General features: G+C 38.2%; 28 protein-coding genes and 1 pseudogene. 18 read left to right on the top strand and 11 right to left on the bottom strand.

Annotation, left to right across the window (positions count from 1 at the left end):
- Positions 1-75: 75 nt before the first annotated feature.
- Together BFL01S_RS10305 and pepF are read left to right on the top strand one after the other, a co-directional pair.
- Positions 76-1263: a competence protein CoiA gene (locus BFL01S_RS10305; RefSeq protein ID WP_061785628.1), complete on the top strand. Its 1188-nt coding sequence runs from the start codon at positions 76-78 to the stop codon at positions 1261-1263.
- 150 nt (positions 1264-1413) lie between these two features.
- Positions 1414-3234: an oligoendopeptidase F gene (gene pepF / locus BFL01S_RS10300; RefSeq protein WP_061785627.1), complete on the top strand. Its 1821-nt coding sequence runs from the start codon at positions 1414-1416 to the stop codon at positions 3232-3234.
- A 40-nt stretch (positions 3235-3274) separates the two neighbouring features.
- On the opposite strand, the gene BFL01S_RS20725 is transcribed toward pepF, so the two are convergent.
- From BFL01S_RS20725 to BFL01S_RS10280, 5 genes are all read right to left on the bottom strand, one after another.
- Positions 3275-3451 (bottom strand): hypothetical protein, encoded by a 177-nt coding sequence (locus BFL01S_RS20725; protein WP_090752849.1) that lies wholly within the window; start codon positions 3449-3451, stop codon positions 3275-3277.
- A 255-nt stretch (positions 3452-3706) separates the two neighbouring features.
- Complete coding sequence (locus BFL01S_RS10295; RefSeq protein ID WP_061785626.1) at positions 3707-4591, bottom strand: ClpXP adapter SpxH family protein; 885 nt, start codon at positions 4589-4591, stop codon at positions 3707-3709.
- Positions 4588-4998 (bottom strand): globin domain-containing protein, encoded by a 411-nt coding sequence (locus BFL01S_RS10290; RefSeq protein ID WP_061785625.1) that lies wholly within the window; start codon positions 4996-4998, stop codon positions 4588-4590. Before BFL01S_RS10290 ends, BFL01S_RS10295 begins: the two co-directional genes overlap by 4 nt.
- 220 nt (positions 4999-5218) lie before the next feature.
- Positions 5219-5863, bottom strand: a complete 645-nt coding sequence (locus BFL01S_RS10285) for a lytic transglycosylase domain-containing protein (protein WP_061785624.1) — start codon at positions 5861-5863, stop codon at positions 5219-5221.
- Between the two features lie 4 nt (positions 5864-5867).
- Positions 5868-6458 carry a CYTH domain-containing protein gene (locus BFL01S_RS10280; protein WP_025908135.1) on the bottom strand — a complete coding sequence of 197 codons (591 nt, stop codon included), beginning with the start codon at positions 6456-6458 and terminating at the stop codon, positions 5868-5870.
- Between the two features lie 305 nt (positions 6459-6763).
- Here BFL01S_RS10280 and BFL01S_RS10275 point away from each other — a divergent pair, with 305 nt between their 5' ends.
- Genes BFL01S_RS10275 through BFL01S_RS10260 form a run of 4 tightly spaced genes read left to right on the top strand, consistent with a single transcriptional unit; the run spans position 6764 to position 9582 of the window.
- Positions 6764-7150, top strand: a complete 387-nt coding sequence (locus tag BFL01S_RS10275) for a UPF0738 family protein (RefSeq protein ID WP_061785623.1) — start codon at positions 6764-6766, stop codon at positions 7148-7150.
- Between the two features lie 19 nt (positions 7151-7169).
- Positions 7170-7811: a GTP diphosphokinase gene (yjbM, locus tag BFL01S_RS10270; RefSeq protein WP_025908133.1), complete on the top strand. Its 642-nt coding sequence runs from the start codon at positions 7170-7172 to the stop codon at positions 7809-7811.
- Between the two features lie 58 nt (positions 7812-7869).
- Entirely contained in the window at positions 7870-8664 is a 795-nt protein-coding gene (locus BFL01S_RS10265; protein ID WP_061785629.1) for an NAD kinase, read from the top strand.
- A gap of 15 nt (positions 8665-8679) precedes the next feature.
- A complete protein-coding gene (locus BFL01S_RS10260) occupies positions 8680-9582 on the top strand; it encodes an RluA family pseudouridine synthase (protein ID WP_061785622.1) in 903 nt (300 codons plus the stop codon).
- A gap of 38 nt (positions 9583-9620) precedes the next feature.
- Here BFL01S_RS10260 and prpE read toward each other — a convergent pair whose 3' ends face one another.
- A complete protein-coding gene (gene prpE, locus BFL01S_RS10255) occupies positions 9621-10355 on the bottom strand; it encodes a bis(5'-nucleosyl)-tetraphosphatase PrpE (RefSeq protein ID WP_061785621.1) in 735 nt (244 codons plus the stop codon).
- A gap of 221 nt (positions 10356-10576) precedes the next feature.
- Here prpE and mgtE point away from each other — a divergent pair, with 221 nt between their 5' ends.
- The 5 genes from mgtE (at position 10577) to BFL01S_RS10230 (ending at position 16040) form a co-directional block, all read left to right on the top strand.
- On the top strand, positions 10577-11953 hold the full coding sequence (mgtE, locus tag BFL01S_RS10250; RefSeq protein WP_025908129.1) for a magnesium transporter: 1377 nt from the start codon (positions 10577-10579) through the stop codon (positions 11951-11953).
- Between the two features lie 109 nt (positions 11954-12062).
- A complete protein-coding gene (locus BFL01S_RS10245; protein ID WP_025908128.1) occupies positions 12063-13922 on the top strand; it encodes a monovalent cation:proton antiporter family protein in 1860 nt (619 codons plus the stop codon).
- Between the two features lie 333 nt (positions 13923-14255).
- Positions 14256-15038, top strand: coding sequence for an enoyl-ACP reductase FabI (gene fabI / locus BFL01S_RS10240; RefSeq protein ID WP_061785620.1), 783 nt, complete (start codon positions 14256-14258; stop codon positions 15036-15038).
- Positions 15039-15167: 129 nt separating this feature from the next.
- On the top strand, positions 15168-15641 hold the full coding sequence (locus BFL01S_RS10235; RefSeq protein ID WP_061785619.1) for a CotO family spore coat protein: 474 nt from the start codon (positions 15168-15170) through the stop codon (positions 15639-15641).
- Positions 15642-15704: 63 nt separating this feature from the next.
- Positions 15705-16040, top strand: coding sequence for a DUF1360 domain-containing protein (locus tag BFL01S_RS10230; RefSeq protein ID WP_025908125.1), 336 nt, complete (start codon positions 15705-15707; stop codon positions 16038-16040).
- A gap of 46 nt (positions 16041-16086) precedes the next feature.
- Here the strand turns inward: BFL01S_RS10230 and BFL01S_RS10225 are convergent, their stop codons facing one another.
- Both BFL01S_RS10225 and BFL01S_RS10220 read right to left on the bottom strand, forming a co-directional pair.
- Complete coding sequence (locus BFL01S_RS10225) at positions 16087-16947, bottom strand: hypothetical protein (protein ID WP_061785618.1); 861 nt, start codon at positions 16945-16947, stop codon at positions 16087-16089.
- A 104-nt stretch (positions 16948-17051) separates the two neighbouring features.
- On the bottom strand, positions 17052-17816 hold the full coding sequence (locus tag BFL01S_RS10220; protein ID WP_061785617.1) for a BMQ_0737 family morphogenetic spore coat protein: 765 nt from the start codon (positions 17814-17816) through the stop codon (positions 17052-17054).
- 251 nt (positions 17817-18067) lie between these two features.
- Between BFL01S_RS10220 and BFL01S_RS10215 the strand changes: the two genes are divergently transcribed.
- From BFL01S_RS10215 to spoVIF, 5 genes are all read left to right on the top strand, one after another.
- Positions 18068-18517, top strand: coding sequence for a hypothetical protein (locus tag BFL01S_RS10215; RefSeq protein WP_061785616.1), 450 nt, complete (start codon positions 18068-18070; stop codon positions 18515-18517).
- A 70-nt stretch (positions 18518-18587) separates the two neighbouring features.
- A complete protein-coding gene (locus BFL01S_RS20720; RefSeq protein ID WP_167556173.1) occupies positions 18588-18746 on the top strand; it encodes a hypothetical protein in 159 nt (52 codons plus the stop codon).
- Between the two features lie 70 nt (positions 18747-18816).
- Positions 18817-18996, top strand: a complete 180-nt coding sequence (locus BFL01S_RS10210) for a hypothetical protein (RefSeq protein ID WP_025908121.1) — start codon at positions 18817-18819, stop codon at positions 18994-18996.
- Between the two features lie 82 nt (positions 18997-19078).
- Positions 19079-19198 carry a YjcZ family sporulation protein gene (locus BFL01S_RS19975; protein ID WP_076512614.1) on the top strand — a complete coding sequence of 40 codons (120 nt, stop codon included), beginning with the start codon at positions 19079-19081 and terminating at the stop codon, positions 19196-19198.
- Between the two features lie 219 nt (positions 19199-19417).
- On the top strand, positions 19418-19678 hold the full coding sequence (gene spoVIF / locus BFL01S_RS10205; RefSeq protein WP_025908120.1) for a sporulation-specific transcription regulator SpoVIF: 261 nt from the start codon (positions 19418-19420) through the stop codon (positions 19676-19678).
- Between the two features lie 41 nt (positions 19679-19719).
- On the opposite strand, the gene BFL01S_RS10200 is transcribed toward spoVIF, so the two are convergent.
- The gene (locus tag BFL01S_RS10200; protein WP_061785615.1) at positions 19720-22029 is read right to left on the bottom strand and encodes a UvrD-helicase domain-containing protein; all 2310 of its coding nucleotides are present in this window, start codon (positions 22027-22029) and stop codon (positions 19720-19722) included.
- Positions 22030-22192: 163 nt separating this feature from the next.
- Between BFL01S_RS10200 and BFL01S_RS10195 the strand changes: the two genes are divergently transcribed.
- Positions 22193-22435, top strand: coding sequence for a hypothetical protein (locus tag BFL01S_RS10195; protein WP_061785614.1), 243 nt, complete (start codon positions 22193-22195; stop codon positions 22433-22435).
- Positions 22436-22498: 63 nt separating this feature from the next.
- Here the strand turns inward: BFL01S_RS10195 and BFL01S_RS10190 are convergent, their stop codons facing one another.
- Positions 22499-23176 (bottom strand): DUF421 domain-containing protein, encoded by a 678-nt coding sequence (locus BFL01S_RS10190; protein ID WP_025908636.1) that lies wholly within the window; start codon positions 23174-23176, stop codon positions 22499-22501.
- A 125-nt stretch (positions 23177-23301) separates the two neighbouring features.
- The gene (locus tag BFL01S_RS21510; RefSeq protein ID WP_061785613.1) at positions 23302-23526 is read right to left on the bottom strand and encodes a YczF family membrane protein; all 225 of its coding nucleotides are present in this window, start codon (positions 23524-23526) and stop codon (positions 23302-23304) included.
- Positions 23527-23658: 132 nt separating this feature from the next.
- Between BFL01S_RS21510 and BFL01S_RS21375 the strand changes: the two are divergent.
- Positions 23659-24962 (top strand): annotated as a pseudogene (locus BFL01S_RS21375) (spore germination protein).
- The last annotated feature ends 71 nt before the right edge of the window (positions 24963-25033 follow it).

Raw genomic sequence — 25033 nt, 5'->3', positions numbered from 1 at the left:
TTTTACAAAAAGAAGGGATTTGCTAACCTTTAACGAATATACAGTAAGAATTCAATAAGGAAGGAGTGTTAGCCATTGCTCGTTGCAAAAACAGTCCATAATCGCTTGGTTTCATTAGCCAGTGGCTTTACAGAGGCAGAGCTTCGTCGTTTGCAAAAAACGGGGTCTTTTTATTGCCCAGCTTGTAATGAATCTGTTGTGCTTCGCGTAGGAGTAAAGCGCTGTTCCCATTTTGCGCATCGAAAAAAAGAGTGTACAGTTGACCAGGAAGGAGAGAGCGATTATCACGTAACAGGAAAGCTCCAGCTGTTTCGTTGGCTACAAACTCATACCTCAGCTCAGTTAGAGCATTACTTGCCTCAAATCCAACAACGTCCAGATTTGTTTGTTGAAGTAGGAAAAGCAGCTTATGCATTTGAATTTCAGTGTGCTTCATTGTCTACTGAAGCGTTCGTTCAGCGAACAAGCGGCTATAGAACGCAAGGGTATCACCCTTTTTGGATAATGGGCGCAAAGCGATTAAAACGCTTAGGTACCTCACTTTTTCGCCTATCTCCTCAAGAGTGGCAGTACCTCACTCTCATCGACCAATCGCCAACTCTTTATTATTTTTCACCCTTCACAAATGAGTTAATCAAACTTGAGCATATCATTCCGTTTTCCTCCCAAATTGCTTTTGCTGAATTGAAAATTCTCACACCTAGTTCTCATACATTTTCAGAATGGCTTACTTTGCATACGTCTCCTGCTTATCATGAAGGGTGGATTCAAAAAAAGAGGAACTTCCGTACAACATACATGCTATATCCGGGCTTACAATATAAACATTTTTTAGAAAAGCTCTATACCCTTCAAATTCCACCCACTCATTTTCCTTCTGAAGCTGGTTTTCCAATTCCTTCTGCTTTTATGATTGAAACACCGGCTGTCATATGGCAAACTTGGCTATTGCTTGATATCATGCAAGTGAAAAAGGTAGGGGAAGTAGTGAATCTTAAGCAGCTATATATGCAGTTTAGCGCTCGGGTTCGCCAAAAGTTAATTAAATTACGATATGTTCCGTTCATGCGGTCTACAATTGAAAAGCCGCTGTTAGAGTACGTAGAAGTACTATGCAAGCTGAAATTCTTTTCTCCTGTTACGTATGACTCTTATCGAATCGAGAGAGGGTATACAGTTCCTATGCTCAGCTCAGATGCATTCTTAGAAGATGGGTTATTAATGAAAAAATGGTTAGACCAAGCAAAAGAAGTGACACGTTAGCAGAAAATAAGTACGCTTAAATAGAAGCACTGTTTGGGCGTACTTACAGGCTGACTAATTTTTGAAAAGCCACATACAATAAAAAAGGATTCGTCTTCTATATAGCGAAATTAGTAACAGAGACGGAGTAAAAGATGAAAGGGTGTTAATATGAGTGAACAATCCACGGTGAAAAAGCTGCCAAATCGCAGTGAAATTAAAGTAGAAGATACATGGAGATTAGAAGATATTTTTGAAACGGATGAAGCGTGGGAGAAAGAATTTCAAGCTGTTAAAGCCTTAGTTCCGGAAATGGAACAATATCGCGGCAAGCTTGGAGAATCAGCAGACATGCTTTTTAAAGCACTTCAGCAGCAAGATGAACTAACAATGCGGGTCAGCAAGCTTTATACATATGCACATATGAGGTATGACCAAGATACAACGAACTCATTCTATCAAGGATTAAATGATCGAATTAAAATGTTGTATACAGAAATTGCGAGTGCGTTATCTTACGTCACGCCTGAACTATTAGCAGTAGATGAGGAAACGCTAAAACAATATTTAAAAGATAGCAAGGATTTACAGCTATATGCACATGCGCTGGATGAAGTGAATCGTGAGCGTCCTCATATCCTTTCTGAGAGTGAAGAAGCTATTCTAGCACAGGCATCTGAAGCGCTAGGAGCATCAAGTAATACGTTCGGTATGCTGAATAATGCTGATTTAGAGTTTCCATCTATTAAAGATGAAAACGGGGAAGAAGTGGAGATTACCCACGGTCGTTATATTCGGTTTTTAGAAAGCAGTGATCGACGCGTTAGAGAAGAAGCGTTTAAAGCCGTCTATGATACGTATGGAAAGTTTAAAAATACATTTGCGAGTACTCTTAGCGGAACGGTTAAAAAAGATAACTTTAGCGCTAAGGTCCGTAACTACGAATCAGCTCGCCATGCAGCTCTAAGCGCAAACAATATTCCAGAAGAGGTATATGATAATTTAGTTGCAACGGTAAACGAATATCTGCCTCTATTACAGCGCTATATTGACCTACGAAAGAAAGTGTTAGGTGTTGATGAGCTTCACATGTATGATCTATATACACCGCTTGTGCAAGACGTCAAAATGGAAATACCATATAGCGAAGCAAAAGATTATTTATTAAAAGGTTTGGCGCCGCTTGGAGAAGAGTACATTTCCATTTTAAAAGAAGGATTTGAAAATCGCTGGGTTGATGTGCACGAAAACAAAGGAAAGCGAAGCGGTGCTTATTCTTCTGGAACATATGGAACAAATCCATATATCTTAATGAACTGGCAGGACAATGTGAACAATCTTTTCACATTAGCTCATGAGTTTGGTCACTCAGTGCACAGTTACTATACGCGTAAAGAACAGCCTTACCCATACGGTGATTATTCAATCTTTGTCGCTGAAGTCGCATCTACGTGTAACGAAGCTCTATTAAATGATTATTTATTGAAAACAATCGATGATGAAAAGAAACGATTATACTTATTAAATCATTATTTAGAAGGCTTCCGCGGTACCGTGTTCCGTCAAACGATGTTTGCTGAATTTGAGCATGAAATTCACGTTCGGGCTCAAAATGGTGAACCGCTAACACCAGAGCTGCTAACAAAGTTATGCTATGATTTAAATAAAAAGTACTTTGGTGATAATTTAGTCATTGATGAAGAGATTGGCTTAGAGTGGGCAAGAATTCCACATTTCTACTATAATTATTATGTGTATCAATACGCAACAGGCTTCAGCGCAGCTGCAGCGCTAAGTAAGCAAATTCTTGAAGAAGGAGACGCGGCTGTTGAGCGTTACCTTGGCTTCTTAAAAGCTGGAAGCTCTGATTATCCAATCGAAGTGCTAAAACGCGCAGGAGTGGATATGACAACTGCTGAACCAATCAAAGAAGCATTAGAAGTGTTTAAAGAAAAGCTTGAAGAGATGGAACGTTTGTTAGAGAAAAACTAAGTTTAAATAAACAAAGCTTTGCGCATCCGCAAAGCTTTGTTTATTTAAATCCTCGAAATCGATTAAATGAATTAAGAAGCATAATAGTAATGAACAGAGATAGAAGTAAAAGAGGAGCAGCAATCACAAGCGGTGCAAGCTTCATTAACGACAGTAGATAAAAGACAAAGGAAAAACAGAGAATTGCAATGCTGATGATCACTCCGATGAGCTTCATGTTTGGTCACCTCGCTTGCTTGTCATGCTTGAACTATATGAATCGAGGCACCAAAATATACTTTTTTAAAAAAAATCATGAAAATATCAAAAAAGGGTTGTCAAAACTCGACATAATTTGCTATAGTAATAATCGTGAAGTTTATCACAAAACAAACATATACCCCTTTGTTTGACCGTGAAAAATTTCTCCCATCCCCTTGTTGTCTTAGGACAAACAAAAAAGACTTGGCATTTGCCAAGTCTTTTTTGTATTTTAACATCCTTTTTCTAAGCTTCTCCAAAACGTACCGTATTTCACTGGAACTTGTTCTACAAGGCGCTGAAGCTGAAGTTTTTTCAGTTCTCGCTCAGCTTGCTCAATGGATATATCGTAAACAACGGCTACTTCTTTTGCTGCGACAAATTGAAAATAAGCTAAAAACGATCGCAGAGGTGGAAGCGGATGAGGATTGATTTCTTCTTCTTCTAACATTTCATAAATGATGTGTACGTACGTTTCATATGAATAATGCCCAGAAATCTTAATTCCTTCTTCTTCAACTTTTTCATTGAAAAACACAAGGGTCGGAATATCGGTTACGTCCATTTCTGATGTAATCTTTAAATCGCATTGAAACGCTTTTGTAGCATGCTCAGCGTGTAAGTCTCGCACAAATTCTTCGACATCAAGTCCGATTTCTTCTGCACACTTGACAAGCACATCTTCTTTTTCAACGTTTTGTTTCTCTAAAAATAATGCTTCGCGAAGTTTTCGTAAAAAGCGAATGCCTTGCTTTTTTCCCTGTAAACCCGCAGCTTTAATTGCAATCGATGCTGCAAAGGGTGTTGAAATTGGATTCTCAAGCCAAAGGTTACCGTCACAAGACATGCCGGATCGACAAGCAGTTTGCTCCCATGTCTTGGCCATATCTTCAAACTTCTTTTTTGTACCAATGTTTAGCTTCTGCAAATTACTGGTTAAAACATGCTTAAGAGTAATCCAATTTCCATACTCAATCTGCAATTTTTTCAAGATAGGCTCTAGTGCCCAGCATTCCGGACAAAGTGGATCAACAAATACGTAAATTTCCAGTGGCTTCTGATTAGAACCCTGACAAAGGTGTCGCAATGATTGATGTTCGCTGTGTAAATTCTTCAATGTGAAAATCCTTTCTCATCGTTCTGTTCGTGTGAATTAACCATATGTTGAGCAGTCAGAATGAGCCGGTGATAAAGTTCATCTCGTAACGGACCTTCTAATCCAATTTCATCCATTGCCTCATGCATACAATGAAGCCATGCTTTTGCGCGAGCTGGCGTAATTTCAAAAGGCAAATGTCTTGCACGTAACATAGGGTGTCCATGTTCTTCTGTATATAAAGCCGGCCCGCCTAAATATTGTGTTAAAAATTGTTTTTGCTTTCGTGTTGTTTCCGTTAAATCTATTGGAAAGATAGGGGCTAAATCTGGATGACTAGCTACCCTGTTATAAAAAGCATCAACAAGTTTGGAAATCGTATGTTCACCGCCCAATAGTTCGTAGGGAGATTTGACTTTTTCTTTCATGTTGATAACTCCTTTATCCTAGAAATGTACTCCATCAAGTGTGGTGGAGTAGTACCATCGTTTTTCTTAATTTTAGCAGTGTACCTTATTTATCTCAAACTATCCGCTTCAAACAGAAAAGGTGATAGGGTAGCTAGATAAAGAAATAAGTGAAAAAATAGCAGGGTTTATAGAAAAAACTTTCCGTCACATACCCTTTCCGAAAATGATGAGTTATTTTCTACGCATTATAGGTAGACGTAATTTTAGCAACATAATTTTGTGTTTCTTTAAAAGGAGGGATACCACCGTATTTATCGACGTTTCCTGGCCCGGCATTATAAGCAGCAAGAGCAAGCTTAACGTTCCCGTTATATTTATCGAGCATTTGTCGTAAATACTTTGCGCCTCCTAAAATGTTCTCGCGTGGGTTAAGGGCATTTTGAACGCCAAGGTAGTTAGCCGTTGCAGGCATGAGCTGCATTAATCCTAGTGCCCCTGCATAGCTTTTGGCGTTAGGGTTAAAATTAGATTCTTGTTTAATCACAGCTGAAATTAACTTAGGGTCTAAATCATATTTCGAAGCCGCTTCATTAATCAGATCATCAAAGCGTGAGCCAGTGATTGTTGATGTAGGCGAACTGCTTTTTTGAACCGATGTATTCAAATAAGGAGCCGCATTCGTTTGTAAGGGCAGCGCATTAGATCTAGAAATGATCTGAGCTGTTTGCTCATTAGCGTTTTTCTCTTCAGATATATATTGTGCCAAAATGTTTGCAAATATCGACGGAGTTAAAAGTGTTGCAGGTGAAGCTGTCGGTCGATTTGCCGTAAATGTTTGCAAGGTCTGTAGCTGTAACCACGTTTGATAAGCTTGAACATCCATTGATTTATTCCTCACTTAATAATTGATATTTGCGATCATAAAAACGTTTGATTTTATTCGCTGTGTTACGCTTAGGGATACTAAAGTCTTGAAGTAAGCTCTCGAATGCAAGAAGTCCTTGTGTTTCATCTTGAACTTCATACTCAATTTCTACATCATCAGTATCCAAATAAAAGCTATGGTCAAATACAAGTAAACCGCTTTTGTATTCAATTTCTGCTCGGTATGTTTTAAGTGTGCCAAAGTAAGCTAAGCGTGATGAAGATATGCCAAGTCTTTGGAGAGCTGCTGTCATTTCAGTTGGAAAATTCTTTGTTTCAGTCATTAGTTCTTGTGCTTCAGATTCTGTAAGATCTATGTGTGTTTCCAATAAGCCATGCTCATGGGGCTGTTTTAAAGTTAAAACAAACTTTCCATTTTTGTTTCGAATTCGTAAAGCTGCCCCTGCGCTTTTTAGCTGAAAGTCATTTGTATCAAAGTAATGATTTTCCTGCATGATAAAGTCGCGATCCGTTAGTTGGAAATAAGCTAGTAACTTTTTAAATTCATTCTTATTTACTAAGTTTTTAAATTCAATTTCAATTTCTTGTTTCATGCTACATAAGCTCCTTTATGCTGTATCTGTAAGGATGTATAATAAGGTGTTTTATAATGTTTAGCATAGATATGTTCCTCTTTATGAGATGCAAAACAGATGCATCACTGTCATAAGATTTCATTTATAATCTATCATAAAATGGTTAATTTGTATCGTTAATATCTCGAATCGATAAGCGTTCTGTAAAAGGGATGGAACAGAAAGTAATAGAAAACCCGAATAGATTTCGTTTCGCTTTATTAAACCACGTTTGAATGTGTTAAAATAAGAACGAATTGTATAGTTGGAAGGAGTATATATATATGCAAAATCGAATCGAAATCACAACCTGTGTGATGAAGAAAGATGAACTACATTTAAAGGCAGAGTCTATTGAACAACAAATCGAGCAGATTGAAGATATGAAGCAAGTGCTTGCTGATTCTGACAATATGTCATTTGTATACATTGTGGAAGTCAACGAGCAGTTTATGTATGTTGGACTAAGTGACAATATGTGGCCACATTTAAAGAACGTTTTACAAGATGATAAAAAGGTGTTCTTAGAAGTTAATAAGCAAGTCGTTGAGCTAACGGCTATGAAAGAAGAGTTAACAGACTTAATCAGCAACATTGAAGGAAATGTAAACTACGGAGATGATATGGTAGCAAGAGTAGAAGAAATTTTCTTAGATAAAAAAAGCAGATAACAAGGTGAGGGGGATAGCAATGGTAAGGCATTGGGACTTATTTTTAGCACCGTATAAACAAGCGGTAGAAGAACTTAAAGTAAAGTTAAAAGGCATGCGCTCTCAATACGATATGAGATCTACGCACTCTCCAATTGAGTTTGTGACGGGCCGAGTGAAACCCATTGCTAGTATTTTAGATAAAGCAGCAAGAAAAAACATTTCTTTAGAGCGTTTAGAGGAAGAGATGCAGGACATTGCAGGTCTGCGCATGATGTGTCAATTCACAGATGATATTAAAGCAGTAGTTGAAATTCTGAGGCAGCGCACGGACTTTAAAGTAGTAGAAGAGCGAGACTATATTACTCATCAAAAAGAAAGTGGATATCGCTCCTATCATATGGTGATTTGCTATCCTGTTCAGACCATACACGGAGAAAAGCAAATTTTAGCAGAAATCCAAATTCGTACGTTAGCGATGAATTTTTGGGCCACGATTGAACATTCTTTAAACTATAAATACAGTGGCAATTTCCCTCAAGAGATAAAAGAACGACTTCAGCGAGCATCAGAAGCAGCTTTTCAACTAGATGAAGAGATGTCAAAGATTCGAGGGGAAATACAAGAAGCTCAGGTTTTCTTTTCGCGTAAAAAAGAAGTAGAGAATACAGAAAATGAATAAAGAATAAAAAGTCAAATCAGGTTTTTCAACACAGATAGGGGGGAAGAAGGTGAGTAATATCAAGTTTGCTATTACGTCCAGGGGCGATCAAGTTTCAAATACATTAATGGAAAGAATGAAAACATACTTATTAGATTTTCACTTAGAGCACGATGAAGATGAACCAGACATTGTCATTTCAGTGGGTGGAGACGGCACGCTATTGTATGCTTTTCACCATTATCAGCACCGGTTAGACAAAACGGCTTTTGTTGGAGTACATACAGGACATTTAGGCTTTTATGCAGACTGGACACCGGATGAAATTGAGAAGTTAGTCATTGCTATTGCGAAAACACCTTATCAAGTTGTTGAATATCCGCTACTTGAAGTTATTATTCGTTACACAACCGGAGAAAAGGAAGCTCGTTCTTTGGCGCTCAATGAGTGCACGGTCAAAAGTGTTGAAGGCTCACTTGTGATGGATGTTGAAATTAAAGGACAGCAGTTTGAAACATTCCGAGGCGATGGATTATGTATATCAACTCCATCGGGAAGTACGGCTTACAATAAGTCCCTTGGAGGTGCTATTTTACATCCGTCACTGCATGCGATTCAGATTGCTGAAATGGCATCTATTAATAATCGTGTGTTTCGTACAATTGGATCTCCGCTCGTGTTACCAGGGCATCATACGGCTTTATTAAAGCCTGTTAATTACGCAGATTTTCAAATCACCATCGATCATTTAACGTTGTTACATCAAAATGTTAAGTCTATTCAGTGTCGAGTTGCGAATGAAAAGATTCGTTTCGCGCGCTTCCGAGCTTTTCCGTTTTGGCAGCGAGTAAGAGATTCATTTGTATGTGATTAAGTGGAGAGATATGATATGCACAAGCTATTTACATTAAGTTGGCACGTAACAGATTCATTTAGCGGTTCTTTATTACGCGACTTTCTAAAAAGGCATCATATATCTCGAGCAGCATTAACGGATATCAAGTTTAAGGGTGGTTGTATTGAAGTAAATGGTGAGAAAGTAAATGTTCTACATATACTCACTATCGGAGACTTTGTGAAAGTGACGTTTCCACCTGAATATCCAAGTGAAAATCTTCATAAATCACCTCTACCGTTAGATGTGATTTATGAAGATGACTACTTGCTAGTCATTAATAAATCCGCTGGTATGCCTAGTATTCCAACGCGAGAGCACCTGAATGATTCGCTAAGCAATGCGCTGCTGTTTTACTATGAGCAAAACGGTATTGCTTCTACGGTTCACTTAGTGAATAGACTCGATCGCGATACTTCAGGTTTATTAATAGTTGCTAAATACCGCCATGTTCATTTCTTATTTTCTCAAGCTCAAGAGCAAAGAGCGATTAAGCGTACATATCGTGCGCTTGTTCATGGAACTCTTTCAAAAAAAGAAGGAGTAATTGACGCCCCAATTGGAAGAAAGAACGATAGTATTATTGAAAGAATGGTACGCTCAGACGGTCAGCATGCCGTTACGCATTACAAAGTGATACAAGAATACGATGGGTTCTCTGAAGTAGACTTGAAGCTGGATACAGGGCGTACGCATCAGATTCGCGTTCATATGGAGTATTTGGGATGTCCTTTACTAGGTGACTCTCTATACGGTGGGAACAGAGAGAAGATAAGCAGACAGGCGCTACATAGCTATAAGCTCACGTTCTTTCACCCTATTTTGCAACGTGAACTAGCGTTTCAATCACCGCTTCCTGAGGATATGCAGCGTTTAGTTCAACAAAACAGAGGGTAAATACGATAAGAGCACTACTTGCGAGTAGTGCTCTTATGCTATTCTTTAAACTTTTCAGCCACATAAGGCATGGAAGAGGGAACAGAAACAAGCTCTTTTTCAGGGTAGCGAAACGCAGTTAATTTGCCACCAAATACCGCTCCTGTATCAATGTTGATTGTATTGTTACGTAGCTTAGGAGATTTAATCGGTGTGTGCCCGTAAACAATCAATGGTGTCCCATTGTAGTGTTTAGCCCAGTCATTGCGCACAGGTGAACCATCTGGGTGTGTTTCTCCAGTAATGTCTCCATATAAAACGAATGTTTTTACTTTTTTGTCGTTTCGTCCGATATAGTCTGCCCGAATTCCAGCGTGTGCAATAACAAGCTGTTCTTGTTTTAAGTGAACATAAAGAGGGGCATTCTTATAAAGTTCCATGAACTTATGTTTGATTTCTTGCTGCTGTGCTTGGGAGAGGTCATTATATTCAGCTACGGTTGTTTCTAACCCATGCTTAATTTGGACCTTATTTCCTTTGAAAAATCGATAAAGCTTATTGCAGTGGTTTCCAGGACAGTAATACGCTTTTTTTTGTTTGACGACAAGAGTCCAAACAAGCTCGATTACTTTTAAGGAGTGAGGTCCTCGGTCCATCAAGTCTCCTACAAAGGCTAAATGCCTCTTTTCTGGATGGGTAGGGTAGGTAGAGGTCCAGCTATAGCCCAGTTTAGTTGTTAATTCTACAAGCTCATCGTAGCAGCCATGAATATCTCCAATTATGTCTAGCTTCACATTTCTTCACGCTCTTTTCCAATGAATTTCGTATCGTTTGAAAAATAAACCTTTTAGGGTGTAGAAATTTCATTCTATATTGTGCAAACTATCGATAAGATTTATCACATAATAATTAGATAAACAGAAGTTTTTAAAATTTTACTACGAGTTATGAGTTGAAATCTAGTTCATTTCATAATAAAGTAAGAGAAGTTTTGTTCTGAGAGGAGGAAATGTTTATGACTGAATCAATGGAAAGAGAAGAGCAAAAGAGACTTCAGGAGCAATTAATTAACTTGCTCAAAGAAAATGAAATTGATGCGTTTCGAGAAGAATTTCTAGATATGCATCCATATGATCAAGGCCAGTTTTTTGAAGAGCTAGACGAAGATTTGCGATTTGCGCTCTATGAAATGCTTTCACCAGAAGAAATGGCTAATATTTTCGAACAAGTAGAAGTACCGGAAGAAGACTATCAAGATTTACTTTCAGAGATGCATCCAATGTTTGCTGCTGATATGCTAGCTGAGATGTCAACGGATGACGCCGTTGACGTTTTAAACGAACTAGATAAAGAGCAAGTAGCGAGCTATTTAACCATTATGGATGAAGAAGCAGCGGATGAAATTAAAGAACTGCTTCACTATGAAGAGTACACGGCCGGTAGTATCATGACCACAGAATTTATCGCTATTAAAGCAAACCAAACGGTTCGCTCTGCGATGCAAATTTTAAGGAGAGAAGCTCCCGGAGCTGAAACAATTTATTATACGTTTGTTGTGGACGAACAAAAGCATTTGGTAGGCGTTATTTCGTTAAGAGACTTAATTGTTGCAGATGAAGAAACGATGATTAGTGATGTTATGAGTGAACGTGTTGTAGCGGTTTCTGTTGCGGAAGACCAAGAAGAAGTTGCTCGAATTATGAGGGACTATAATTTCCTGGCATTACCGGTAGTAGACTTTCAGCAGCACCTTCTCGGAATCATTACCGTCGATGATGTAATTGATGTAATGGACGAAGAAGCATCTGACGATTATTCCAAACTTGCGGGTATTAGCGACGTGGACGATACGGCGGGGAACAGTCCGTTCGGCGCAGCTAAAAAGCGATTGCCTTGGCTGATTATTCTTCTGTTCTTAGGGATGATGACGGCAAGCTTAATTGGCCGCTTTGAAGACACATTAAACCAAGTAGCCATCTTAGCAATCTTTATTCCTCTGATTGGTGGGATGGCTGGAAACACGGGTACTCAAGCATTAGCGGTAGCTGTTCGTGGTATCGCAACAGGGGAAATTCAGGAAGAAGGAAAGCTAAAGCTACTCGTTCGAGAAGCTTTAACAGGTGTCATTACAGGAGGTTCCTGTGGTATTGCCGTAACGCTAGTTGTCTATGTATGGCAAGGTGATTTTATTCTTGGAGCGTTAGTTGGTATTTCTGTATTTGCTACGCTGATTGTTGCAACGTTAACAGGCGCATTTATTCCGCTATTTATGCATCGTTTGAAGATTGACCCTGCGGTAGCATCTGGACCGTTTATTACGACGATTAATGATCTTATTAGTATTTTAATTTATTTCGGATTAGCGACAACTTTTATGAGTTATTTAAAATAGAGATGTTGACAGATTGAGCATTCCCTTTTATGCTTGACATTTAAATTTAACACTAGCTTAATATACATTTATTATACTAAGCAAGTGAAGGAAAAGGAGGGAAAAGTAGATGGAACATCATGCATCCGTAACCTCTCTTGTCATCGTAATTACGGTCGCTTTTTTAACACCAATTCTACTTCATCGCTTTAAACTCAACGTTATCCCTGTCGTAGTAGCTGAAATTATTATGGGGTTAATTATAGGGAAAAGTGGATTTGATTTAGTTCAACAAGATATGTGGTTAGAGACGTTGTCTACCCTCGGATTTATCTTTTTAATGTTTTTAAGCGGGCTAGAAATTGATTTTTCTGCATTTGCAGGTGGACAAAAAAAGGAAAAGACGAAATCTGGTAAAACGATTCCGAATTCGTTTGCTGTATCAACCATTGTATTTCTTGCTATTTTTGCTGTTTCCTTGTTATTATCCTATATTTTTGTCTGGACAGGATTTATTGACAATGCGTTTCTAATGACGCTTATTATTTCAACCATTTCACTTGGAGTTGTTGTTCCAACCTTAAAGGATGCCCAAATTATGAAAAAGTCCATTGGGCAAACAATCCTACTAATTGCTGTTATTGCAGACCTTGTGACGATGATTCTTCTTGCTGTTTTTGCATCAATTTATGCAGAATCGGGAGGAGGAAACACATGGCTACTGCTTATTCTATTTGCTGCCGGTGTTCTATTCTACTTTATCGGTAAGCAGTTTAAGCATCGTTCTTTCCTTGAAACGATGTCTAAAGGAACAGTTCAGATTGATACGCGAGCAGTATTTGCGCTTATTATTATCCTAGTGGGACTTTCTGAATCAATTGGAGCAGAAAATATCTTAGGAGCGTTTTTAGCCGGCGTACTTGTATCACTGCTTGCTCCAGATAAGAATCTTGTGCATAAACTAGATTCCTTCGGATATGGCTTTTTAATCCCTATCTTTTTCGTAATGGTTGGGGTAGACCTTGATGTTTGGTCGCTGTTTGGAGATTCAAAAGTACTTATTCTAATGCCTTTATTGCTTTTAGCTTTATTGTTATCAAAGCTGTTACCAGTAATGATTATGCGCATTTGGTACGATACAAAAACAGTGTTAGCATCAGGCTTTTTATTAACATCAACGCTTTCACTTGTTATTGCAGCAGCTACGGTTGGTGAAAACATTGGTGTCATTGATTCACAAATGTCAGGAGCCCTCATTCTAGTAGCGGTCATTACGTGTATTATTACGCCAATCGTCTTTAGAAAGCTGTTTCCAAAGCCAGAGATCAATGAGAAGAAACTTAAGATTAACATGCTTGGTGCGAATCAATTTACCCTACCAGTAATTCGTGATCTTGATTTAAATATGTATGACGTAACGATTTATCATACGTCGAATGAAAAGTTGGATAACCGTACGTCTGACTCTGTTTTTAATATTAATGATATTGAATCTTATGATGTAGAATATCTACAAAAACAAGGTATTTTAGATACGGATGTACTCGTTGTTACAACAGGAGAAGAAGAGCGCAATACATCGATTGCATTAGCTGCCAAAGAATATGGGACAGGTCGAGTCATTGCGCGTGTTGAAACGCCAGAGCTCGATGAAAAGCTAAAAGCAAACCAAGTGGAAGTCTTCTCCGTACTATTGTCAACAACAGCACTATTAAAAGCGTTAATTGAGTCACCGACGGTTTTAAATATCTTAACAAACCAAGAGTCGGCTCTTTATCAAATCAATATGCGTAACCCAAAATACCAAGGGGTAGAACTTCGTAAATTCCCATTTACGGGTGATGTCATCTTTGTTCGTATCTTTAGAGGTAAAGACTCCATCGTTCCTCACGGTGATACGGAACTAGCGTTAGATGACCGGCTGATTGTAACGGGATCGCGCTCATACGTAAACGAGCTGAAAATGCTGTTGGAATATAAAATTCGTTAGTGAAATAAGACTTAGATGGAAGTAACCTAGTCAATAATTTATCCGAACAATTAAGAGGTAACTCTCAATTGTTCGGATTTTTTGATTCGGAAACTACGTTTAAAGAAAAGTGAAATGGAGCATAAGATACGTGACTCCTGCGCGAACGATAGGAAAGACTGAGACCCAGTAGCGCAGTGAGAAGGATTTAGCTTCCTCTTTTCAGAAGCAAGCACTTCACCAAGCTTCAGTCTCTTTGTCTATATAAATGATAGCTTTTTTTGCTCTTTCTATGTTATACTTATATTAATACCAGGTACTAATAACTTGTAATAAGTAGGAGGATATTAAAAGATGTTAAAAAGCTTATCCTTAGAGAATCGCACATTTGTTGTTATGGGAGTAGCAAATAAACGAAGCATTGCATGGGGTATTGCTCGCTCACTGCACGAAGCAGGCGCACGTTTAGTATTTACATATGCGGGAGAACGCTTAGAGAAGAACGTTCGCGATCTTGCAGCTTCATTAGAGCGTGAAGATACGCTTGTATTACCTTGTGACGTAACACAAGATGAAGATATTAAAGCATGTTTCACAAAAATTAAAGAAGAAGTAGGCCATATTCACGGCGTAGCACATTGTATCGCGTTTGCAAATCGCGAAGATTTAGACGGTAATTTTGTAGATACATCTCGAGATGGTTTCCTTTTAGCTCACAATATCAGCTCATATTCACTTACGGCTGTTGCTCGTGAAGCAAAAGAACTAATGACAGAAGGCGGAAGCATCGTAACACTAACTTATCTAGGTGGAGAGCGCGTTGTTCAGAACTATAACGTAATGGGCGTAGCCAAAGCTTCTTTAGATGCTAGCGTAAGATACTTAGCTTCAGACTTAGGTCAGCACGGTATTCGTGTTAACTCAATTTCTGCAGGACCAATTCGTACGTTATCTGCAAAAGGAATTAGCGACTTTAACTCAATTTTAAAACAAATTGAAGAGCGTGCACCGCTTCGTCGCACAACGACTCCAGAAGAAGTTGGCGATACGGCAACATTCTTATTCAGTGATTTATCACGTGGAATTACAGGTGAAAACATACACGTGGATTCTGGTTTCCATATTATCGGACGTTAATCGTTCTTGTAAGAGCGCTACGGCATGTAGCGCTCTTTTTTTGTGTCGTTATAAAAAAAGAAACAAGTTTTCTAGCAAGCAAGCATACATTTTTAAGAGAACGATAACAAGCAATGGGAGGTATGCTTCATGACTGACTCTCGCTCAAGGTCCGAAGACAACGAGCCTTTAATGTACATTGTGCAGCCGAACCAAGCACAAACAACAAGATCTATGCAATATTTTTATAGCTCGAAGCAAAATGAAAAAGAGCAGGAGCGCTTAAAAGAAGAACCAACTTTCTCACCAATTGAAGACGTAAAGTCACAAGAAGTTAAACCTGAGAAAGCTGGGTTACCTGCAAATGTTCATAAACAGAAAGAGCAAAAAAAACCAAATAAAGCATTTCAATATATGAACATTAGTGAAAAACTTAATTTTCTATGTGGGTTTCCAAAACATATGTCGCAGCCAATTTGTGAAATAAGTGTAGAAGGAAATTCGTTTATCGGAACAATTGTGGAATTTGTAGACGGTGAAGTATCAATTTTAGCTCCTCCACATGATAAGCCGAATCGGGTGCCTGTCAAAGATATCGTAACGATTTCAATTGTTAAGATTTAAAGAAGTAAAAAGCTAACAAATGAATTTTTCTTGTTAGCTTTTTTCAGTAAAGGTGGGTTTAAAATGACCTGGATTTATTTATTTTTATTCGTTTTTGCTACGTTTCGCCTCACAAGGCTGATTGTATTTGATAAGATTACAGGATTTATTCGTAAGCCGTTTCATGAAATGGTTACAGAGCCTGATGAACAAGGAAATGAGATTACTTACTTAACGGTAAAAGGAAAAGGGCTTAGAAAGTGGATTGGAGAACTCTTAAGCTGCTATTGGTGTACGGGCATGTGGTGTGCAATTGCAATTTATGCAGGCTATACGTTTTTTCCGCAGATTGCAATTCCTGCAATTATTGTTTTAGCGATTGCCGGGTGTGCAGGGATTGTTGAATCATTTATGAAATAAATGGACGGGCATAGAAAAAACAATCGACTTACAGCCGATTGTTTTTTTATTCTTCTGTTGGAAGAGTAAGCACGATTTTATTGAGGAAAGGAATGCCTTGCTTCCACTCCTCACTGTAAAAATATCCTTCTACAATGACAAAAGATGAGTTTAATTCTTTTGGAATGAGAAGCTGAAACGATTCAAAACGCATTGGCTGATTGGGTGCTAGCTGAGCAGAACGAGTGGGCCTGATCCAGTATTCGCCATCTTGCTTTATTTTTTCTTGCCATTTTGGGTGGGCATACTGCCATTGAAGCGCTGATGCTGGAAGGTTTGAGGCCTCAATTTCACTTTCATCCACGACTTTTCCTGTTAGCGATACGTTTTCCTGCGGCTTTACTTTTAAGCAAATAACAGGTGAAACAAGCGGTTTGCCTGTTTGATTCATAACCACAGCATTGCCTAAAATCATCATTTCTTCTTCGTCTGGAGTGGGCATTAACACAGAATGCTGAAAATAGCTGATGACGTCGGTTGCTTGAAATCGATCAACTTTTACTTCTACACGCTTTTCCACGACTTTTTCAACAGGTTTTTCAATAATTTTTTCCACGACTTTTTCTTCAATAATAGGTTGCTTGCGCGAAATTCTTTCTTTTAAAGATTCAATGATAATGGCTTGCTCTGAGTACTCATTTTTAAGCTGATACAGCTCTTTTTCAAGTTCTTCTAATTCCGTGTCTTTATCATTGATTGAATAGGCTTCGGCATGTTTGTTCTTCCAAAATAAAGAGTTTTCTTTCTCGCGATCTAATGCTCTCTCAAGCTGTCTAATTTGGTTTTCATAGTTTTTTAGTTCGGATTTATAGTGAATGAGCTTTTGACGCATCAGCATGGAATCATCTTTAGGTGAAGGGGACATCATTTAATCTCCTTTCGTAACGTAGCTATCAATATTACATATGTATGCGAAGTAATAACTATCAATGAAAAAAGAGGAGAAAAATTCTCCTCTGATTATGCATTGACTTATTCGAATTCGTATTCTCCGCCGTGATCATCATCGTGATCATGGTCGTGACCGTGATGGTGGTGATGTCTACCTGGGAAGATGTCATCGCATGTTGGTGGATTGTAAACTGGGCCACATCCTAATTTGTCTAAAATTTCAGGGCGAGGGTAGCAGTAGCTTCCTTCAACTTCGATTTTTACATCTCTTTCCATTTGAACGCTTAAGCAAATAAATAGTTCTAAGTCTACGCCTTCAAATTCATCGTCGTCACTGCAAAGTACATTTCCAATACCATCAAAGTTGTCTAAATGTACAACTGGGTACGTTCCTTCTGGTGCACATAGATAGAATGTTTGCACTGTTGACCAAGTGTACGTATCATCAGATAACACACAAGGTGGTACACCTGTAGTGTTACAGAAGTTTGTAACGTTTGTTAACTTTACGCGGTAGAATCCATTGATTGATAAGCGTACTTCTTGAAGTTTTACAAACTCACCGTCTGGTAATACGATTTTGCGCGTACGACGTTTGCCGAAAGGTGCAATTTCAATTACTGAGTTGATTGCATCGTCATCGGAAAGGTCGATTGGATTACCTTCCTCATCTGTTAAAACTGCTTGAACTTCTGCTGTTGGACCATATGTTGCACAAATTGGATCAATTGAATCTGGAAAATCAATTTGACCTGGAATAAATGATCTGTTTTGTGTTACCTCACGTTTCACCCAATCATATACTTTAGGAACGCGAATACATAATGACTCTAAATGTTCTCCCATTCTTTTTACCTCCTAATCGTAATTGTCCTTCCTTTATGCTGTTCGTTAACTAGGTATCGGACTACTATAGTGTATGAATGACCCGGTTTTGTGTGACCGTGACAAAAGCGGAATTTAGAAAAGTTCGCTTTATGCATAAAATTTGAAGGAAATAATAAACTCACTTACAGCATATTCATATTAAGAAAATGTGTTATTCATCTAGAAAGAAATTTTATGAGTAACTAGCTGACATGGAGGAGTGAAGCGCTGTGGCTGAAGTAAAAGTAAGAGAATATATTGCAAGTTTAAAAGCTGAATTAGAGTTCTATAAGGAAGAATATCAAAAATATAAGAGTGAAGAGCTAAATTACGAAGAACTTCGGGAAGACTTAGAGAGTTATAAAGAGAAAAATAAAAAGCTAGTTGAAGAAATTGATTGGTTAAAAGCAATGATCAACGAACAAAAAGAGGAGGAGAAAAAAGCGCAGTCAAAGATAGAAGCAAAAGAAGCTGTAAAGCCAAAAGAACCTGCAAAACAGAAGGAAGTTGTAAATGCACACCCATCATTTGATAAAACGATTGATCAAGGGTTCAGTGAACTTCAGCAAAAGCTAAGTGGCGTTCAAAGGCATAAGATGAGGCAGCAGTCGGCGAGCCGTGAGCGTGAAATTAGCAATCAGGACTTGTTTTTAAAGCTGCAGCGTAAAATGGACAAATAATACTGAACTTCTTGCTGGAAACTGAATATAATGTCATAGATTGCATTTTGTGAAAAGGAGGGACCATAGGATGTATTATAATCAAAATCAAGCATACCCTCACCTGCACCCTCATTACTATCAGCAGCCGGTGATGAAAAAAGCAGTAAAATATCCTTCAAAGCCTGTGCAAAAGCCAATGCCAAAGCAAGGTGGCTGTGGCTGCGGAGCTAAATTACCGAAGCGTTAAGTCATTAGTGCTGCCTATCTTGGCAGTACTTTTTTTCTTTCTATACATAGTATAGAAGGAGGTGAATGCCATGGCAGATTTTTTTGAGCAATTAGAGAAGTTTTTTGAAGAGCAAATTATTGGTTCTCATGAAAAGAAGATGGATGAAGTAGAAAAGTTATCTCACCAGTTTGAAAAGCACGAGCGTCAATTACAAAAGCAAGAAAAGCAAATTGATGATTTGTATAATGATGACCCATTTGGACAATGAAAATATTTCTTGACCAAAAGCCCATACCAATCCATTCCGCTTCACATATTGTATAGAGAAGAAGGACAGAGGGGGTGTAATTATGGGCTTTGGATACAGCGGATATGGCTGTGGCTACGGTGGTGGTTACGGCGGTGGTTTTGCGTTAATCGTAGTACTATTTATTTTATTAGTTATCATTGGTTGTGCTTGTTACAACTAATCCCTTCTACTGAATATAGTAAAGAAGAGTACGAGTGAACGTTCACTCGTACTTTGTTTTGATAGTGTACCTCACAAACCGTCGATTGAAAGTGGTCACCATCTGGGCAGCTGCTGCATACGATAGAGTATTCCGTACAGAACCGCTTCTTCTCACACAATATGGCGGCTAGAGGCAATTTGGTTTCATAAGCTTTATATGCCAAAGGAGGCAATGTAAATGGATAACAATATGTTTAAGAATATTGAAAAGAAAACAGGCGTTAATATGAAGGATATTTTCGAGCTAGCGAACTCCGTACAAAATGCAAACTTTAAAGATGAACAAACCGTGCGCAATATTGTCAAACGTGTAGCTCAAATTGCAAATAAACCAATTTCAAAACAAAAAGAAGATCAGATTGTCAAAGCACTTGCTAGCAATAATCAGTCCATTGACTTTAGTACCATTTCTAAAATGCTGAATGAGAAGAAGAAATAAATAAAGAGCTGGGGAGTCCCCAGCTCTTTATTATTCAATGACTAATACGCTTTTAAAAAAGGTTTTAAAAAGCGAGAAGGGTACGCTGTTTTTCCTCGTCGTGTTTGTAAAACTGATAGGTATAAGGATACTTTTGCTCGCGTCATCGCTACATAGAGTAAGCGTCTTTCTTCTTCCAATGCACCAATCTCACCGTTTCGATACGCTTCCAGCGCGTAGTCATGAGGAATACCGCCATCTACATTACCTAAAACATATACGTGCTTATATTCAAGGCCCTTAGCACGGTGAATGGTTGTTAAATGAACGCTCTCATTAAACTGCTTACTTAAAACCTTCATTTCTTTGTTCATGCCAATCATATGATCTGCGTGGTCAAGCAGTTCTTGGACAGTTGAAAATTTACGTGCAACAACTCTTAAGTCTCGAACGTCGTCTGATCCTTTTTCCATGGCATTTCCTTCATTTCCACGCTTTTTGACAAAATCATCAAAGCCCATATCTTTTGAAATGGTTTCAATGGCATTAACAGGCTTCATCTTTTTTAAGCTTGAAAACAACGGAATAATCTTTTGTAACTTTTTTTGTTGAAACGGCTTTAAATCCTTTAGGTGACCAAGCGCTTCGACAAATGATACGTCATTTAAAATGCTCATTGCTTTTAAGTCATTTAAGATGGTTTTCTTTAAAAATAGTGCCTGTACGATACTAGTAAGCGACTGATTATCGTTTGGATCTAAGCTAAGACGTAAAAAAGCAAGCATCGTTCTCACAATCCGACGTTCATAAAATGAATCTGCATCTTGCTCAATGGTGAACGGAAGGTTTGACTGGGACAGCCGTTCAAAAACCGCACGTGAAGAAGCATGAGTACGGTATAAAATAGAAAAGTCAGAAGGGGACGCACCTGCTTGAACCTTTTCTTTTATATCTCGCACAATCATTGTGGCTTCTTCTTCTTCATCATAAGGGAAGAAAAAGGTTGGCACATGATCATGGTGAAACTGTGCCTTCATATTTTTTGTATGACGCTCCGTATTGCGCTCAATGACCTTATTGGCGGCTGACACAATCGAATGAGCAGAGCGGTAGTTTTGGTGAAGCGTTACTTTTTTCGTTCCAGGAAAATCCTTTTCGAAATTTAAGATAAAGCTTGGGTCACTGCCACGAAACGCATAGATGGACTGATCATCATCACCTACAACGCATAAATTTTTAGAGTCTGCGCTTAGCATTTTCATAATAGCATACTGAACTTTATTAATATCTTGAAATTCATCAATTAGAAAGTATCGGAATCGCTTTTGATAACGAACAAGCAGCTCAGGGTTATCTCTAAGCATTTGATAGCAACCGTCTAGCATGTCATCAAAATCAAACAGCCCTTGCGTTTGTTTTGTTTGTTCGTAGTGAACATACAAATGGTGAACTTGCTCTTCCCACTGGCTAACAGGGCGAACATCTTTCACACCCAAAAGCGTATTTTTCCAATAGCTGATCTGTTGAATGGCTTGGTCAAATGGGAAATCTTTTTCATCCAGATTTATTTCTCGGCCTGCTTCTTTTAAAATCTGTTCTTTTTGCCAATCCCATTTTAACAATCGATTCATTTGCCAAGACTCAAGCGAATGATGAACAACCATCCGAAGGAAAATACTATGAAATGTACCGACGAGCATCTGCCTAATAATTGATGGTGATATTCCAGGGTAAGATGCTAAACGGTCTTTCATTTCTTTTGCTGCTTTTGATGTAAACGTTACGAGCATAATTGAACGCGGATCAATTTTATGCTCTTGAATCATATAAGCAGTACGAGCGGTTAAGACTCTTGTTTTTCCACTTCCTGCCCCGGCTAAAATTAGAAGAGGTCCTTCAGAGTGAGTAACTGAGCTCCACTGATTTGTATCTAACGTAATTTGATGTTCTTTCAATGTATGAAAGTAGGGTGAATTCGTTTCTTTCACTTCCGCTTTTGATGCTGAAAAAGCAGGAATTGGGGTGAAAAAAGTAGAATTTTTCCACTGAGGCTCATTTTTTACTTCGTTTTTCCCAATTGCTCTGCCTTTTGGAATCCGAAATCCTCCTTGTTCTTCATAGCTTGCACTTGAAGCCAGCACAGAAACGGGTTGTTTTTTGGGAGATGGTTTCATACACTCTGAGCGTTCGTGAGGAGCGTTACGATGATAAAAATATGGAGCTCGATGGATTCCAATTGCAAGATGAACGGGTTCCTTACAATGAGCACAAGTTAATTCATTTCGAATTCCTGCTTCATAAATCAGTTGAAACTGGTTGCGACCTAATGTGTCCAGTGTAATATTCTTCCCGTTACGTAGAGCAGTTTGCATACCGCTGACCTCCTTTGTCGTTTCATTTCGGTTAAAACAGCTAAAGACTATCATACCATATTCAAATGACTGTCGAATAGGTAGAAGGTGAAACAACTGTTTATGTAAAATGTCGAATATCTCTTGTTAAAACGGGAAAAAACCTATAAAAGGAGGAGAGAATATGGGTTATATCTTACCTATTACACCGTATCAATCGATTCAATATGCGCAAAGAAGTCAGCTGAAAAACAACACGCCGCTAACCGTGCAAAATGTCCAACCAATTGCGAGCTTACAAAATAAACGAAACTCTACATTACCTTTATCTTCCATGAACAACTACGTGCGCTATCAGCATAGAAAAGCTCCACAATTCATTGAGCAAGATGTTCCAAAAGGAACGTATATCAACGAGAAAGCCTAAACATTCTCGTTGTGTTAATCTAAAAAAAAAGAAGGCGATGCTTTTATTCTGTATTAACAAACGCTAATACTTTTGAATAAAAAGTGCATCGCCTTGCTGCCATTCTGCGTATAATACTTGTTTAACACTAGGAATTCCTTGCTTTCCGATTTCTTGATGTAACCATTCCTCTGTAAAGCCTGACTCCGTTAAATTTTTAGTCAAAATACGGCCGTCACTGATAAAGGCAATTGGAAGAGTCGGTTGTGTAACAGGTAATTGAAAATCACCTTTGGTAGGAGCAGCATAGTCTGACTTTAATAAAACGCTCATTGTGCCGTCCGTTTCTAAGATGGCATATGCTACTTCACGAATAGAGAAAGCGTTCTTAGAGCGGAGCATGTGCAATAGTTGATCAATATCTAATCGATTACGCTGCAGCTCTTTGTAAGAAACCTTCCCATTCCGAATAATAATGGAAGGTCGTCCTTCTAGAAACAAACGAAAAGGAATATTTTTTTGTGTAATAACTTCCGTAAAGTAAATGAGTGCGCCCCAAACAGCTACAGCAAATACAATCCTTCCAATACCTATTTCAGAATCATATAGCGCGTTTCCAACCAGTTCACCTAGCACAAGCGCTGAAATGAAATCAAACGTTGTGAGCTGTGTGATGGTCGCACGCCCCAATAATTTCGTCAAAAAAAACAAGCAAATAAAGCCTACAAATAACTCTGAAGCAATTCTTATAAATTCCATTATTTCACCTTGTTTCCATATTTATTTATTAGTATGGAAAGATAAATGCTCTTTTATCCAATGAAATTTGACATGAAAAAGCCATGTATCCAAAGAGGATTTTTACTTGTATCTACATCAAGGCGTACCTACTTCTTTTTGCGTTTGTCCTTCCAGGAGAAATAAAATGCTTGGACAAAAAAAAGAAAGACAAGAAACCAAAGAGTAAATGTTTCTCCAATGCTCATTACGCGAAAGGGACTTATGGCATTGTTTAGCGCCTCATGAATAGTGAATTGTTGAGAAATATCAATAACCAAGGAAAATATTATTAAACAGCTTAACACTAGAAAAGCAATACCTATAATTTTCATCGCTTACACACTCCATTTAAGTAACTTTCCCTTTTTATCTCAATTTATAAAAAGATATAAAATGCAAAATCTCACATAAGAAATCCCTGTAAGGTTAAGATAATAGAAATAAAAAGAAAGGTGTTTCATTTCATGCCTTCGTTCTTTAAGAAACAAAAAAAACAAAAGAATTCGCATACGGCCAATGATTCTAATTCTTGTGTAGAATCTTCTCTAGAAGCAAACCGTCAGTACATCGCACAGAAAATGGGTGACAGTTCGGATATAGTTGTTAGACATTTAAAATTAGGGCTGAATTTGGAGATAGAAGTTGCAATTATTTATATAGAAGGAATTGTAGACAATCAATCTATTCAAGATTCTTTAATTGATTCTATAACCAAAGAGCCGAGCAAAACAAATATAACTGTAAATAATGCTTTAGACGTCATTTCGGAAAGTATCATAACCACGGATGGATGATTTATCCGTTATGAATAAGTGGGAAGGCGTGTTTTTATCCTTAACAACAGGTGACACAATTACTAGTAGATGGGATAAATAAAGTGCTAAGCGCCAGTGCTGCTGGGGGAGAAACTCGAGCTATTTCTGAATCGACTACTGAAATGGTTGTTCGTGGTCCAAAAGCTGCGTTTACAGAGTCTATAGGAGTAAATCTAGCACTGGTAAGGCGGATTATTAAGAGTCCTGACTTACGGACGGAGTCTTTAAAAATAGGTTGTATAACGAAAACCAAGGTCAATCTAATGTACATAAACAGCGTCGTGAAAGAAGAAATTATTCAAGAAATGCGCAACAGGCTGAAAGAAATCGATATCGATAGTATCCTTGAATCGGGATATATTGAACAGTTTATTGAAGATCAAACACTGATGCCGTTTCCTACCGTTTACAATACGGAAAGACCAGATGTAGTAGCGGGAAATTTATCAGAAGGATGAATAGCTATTTTTGTAGATGGAACACCTTTTATATTAATCGTTCCGGCTATTTTTATGCAGTTCTTCCAATCTCCAGAAGACTACTATGCTCGCTTTGACATTGCAACATCTATTCGTTTATTACGAATCTTTATGTTTCTTATTTCGCTAATTGCTCCAGCTATGGTTATTGTTGTTTCAATTACAGCTATAGCTAGCTTTGCGAATCCAGCTTTTGAGATGGCTATTTCAGCTCGATCAATTCGCTTTTTATTTATGCTAGGTGCAGCAAGTTTATTTAAAGTTGAATCCCCTTCACGCTTTTCTTATCCTTTTGGCATCACTATTTTATTTATATCCATTATGAGTGCAAGCAATGTTCAAGAGCATCTTCAAGAAGGGTTAACAATAGTAATAAAGGTTTTACATATCCCTCTTTTTGTAGTCATTCCGCTGGTGCTTCTTTTTGTCGCATTTCTAAGAAACCGAAAGAAATTCTCTAGCAAACAGGCTTAAAATAATGCTAGCCATCATTAAATTAAAAATGACGCAAACAAAAAGCGCGCTGCTTATAGGGGACTGACCCC

The sequence above is a fragment of the Priestia flexa NBRC 15715 genome (genome assembly GCF_001591565.1).
Classification (GTDB): domain Bacteria; phylum Bacillota; class Bacilli; order Bacillales; family Bacillaceae_H; genus Priestia; species Priestia flexa.
The sequence above is the reverse complement of the archived record's forward strand: the minus strand, read 5'-3'. Positions and strand labels throughout refer to the sequence as shown.

Coding starts and splice junctions, on each gene's coding strand:
- BFL01S_RS10225 (WP_061785618.1), bottom strand. CDS start 16,947: ATGATGTCCCCTTCACCTAAAGATGATTCCATGCTGATGCGTCAAAAG.
- BFL01S_RS10235 (WP_061785619.1), top strand. CDS start 15,168: ATGACTGACTCTCGCTCAAGGTCCGAAGACAACGAGCCTTTAATGTAC.
- BFL01S_RS10245 (WP_025908128.1), top strand. CDS start 12,063: ATGGAACATCATGCATCCGTAACCTCTCTTGTCATCGTAATTACGGTC.
- BFL01S_RS10200 (WP_061785615.1), bottom strand. CDS start 22,029: ATGCAAACTGCTCTACGTAACGGGAAGAATATTACACTGGACACATTA.
- yjbM (WP_025908133.1), top strand. CDS start 7,170: ATGGTAAGGCATTGGGACTTATTTTTAGCACCGTATAAACAAGCGGTA.
- BFL01S_RS10260 (WP_061785622.1), top strand. CDS start 8,680: ATGCACAAGCTATTTACATTAAGTTGGCACGTAACAGATTCATTTAGC.
- pepF (WP_061785627.1), top strand. CDS start 1,414: ATGAGTGAACAATCCACGGTGAAAAAGCTGCCAAATCGCAGTGAAATT.
- BFL01S_RS10210 (WP_025908121.1), top strand. CDS start 18,817: ATGGCAGATTTTTTTGAGCAATTAGAGAAGTTTTTTGAAGAGCAAATT.
- BFL01S_RS21510 (WP_061785613.1), bottom strand. CDS start 23,526: ATGAAAATTATAGGTATTGCTTTTCTAGTGTTAAGCTGTTTAATAATA.
- mgtE (WP_025908129.1), top strand. CDS start 10,577: ATGACTGAATCAATGGAAAGAGAAGAGCAAAAGAGACTTCAGGAGCAA.
- BFL01S_RS10195 (WP_061785614.1), top strand. CDS start 22,193: ATGGGTTATATCTTACCTATTACACCGTATCAATCGATTCAATATGCG.
- BFL01S_RS10290 (WP_061785625.1), bottom strand. CDS start 4,998: ATGAAAGAAAAAGTCAAATCTCCCTACGAACTATTGGGCGGTGAACAT.
- BFL01S_RS20725 (WP_090752849.1), bottom strand. CDS start 3,451: ATGAAGCTCATCGGAGTGATCATCAGCATTGCAATTCTCTGTTTTTCC.
- BFL01S_RS10220 (WP_061785617.1), bottom strand. CDS start 17,816: ATGGGAGAACATTTAGAGTCATTATGTATTCGCGTTCCTAAAGTATAT.
- spoVIF (WP_025908120.1), top strand. CDS start 19,418: ATGGATAACAATATGTTTAAGAATATTGAAAAGAAAACAGGCGTTAAT.
- BFL01S_RS10275 (WP_061785623.1), top strand. CDS start 6,764: ATGCAAAATCGAATCGAAATCACAACCTGTGTGATGAAGAAAGATGAA.
- BFL01S_RS10285 (WP_061785624.1), bottom strand. CDS start 5,863: ATGGATGTTCAAGCTTATCAAACGTGGTTACAGCTACAGACCTTGCAA.
- BFL01S_RS19975 (WP_076512614.1), top strand. CDS start 19,079: ATGGGCTTTGGATACAGCGGATATGGCTGTGGCTACGGTGGTGGTTAC.
- BFL01S_RS20720 (WP_167556173.1), top strand. CDS start 18,588: ATGTATTATAATCAAAATCAAGCATACCCTCACCTGCACCCTCATTAC.
- BFL01S_RS10230 (WP_025908125.1), top strand. CDS start 15,705: ATGACCTGGATTTATTTATTTTTATTCGTTTTTGCTACGTTTCGCCTC.
- fabI (WP_061785620.1), top strand. CDS start 14,256: ATGTTAAAAAGCTTATCCTTAGAGAATCGCACATTTGTTGTTATGGGA.
- BFL01S_RS10280 (WP_025908135.1), bottom strand. CDS start 6,458: ATGAAACAAGAAATTGAAATTGAATTTAAAAACTTAGTAAATAAGAAT.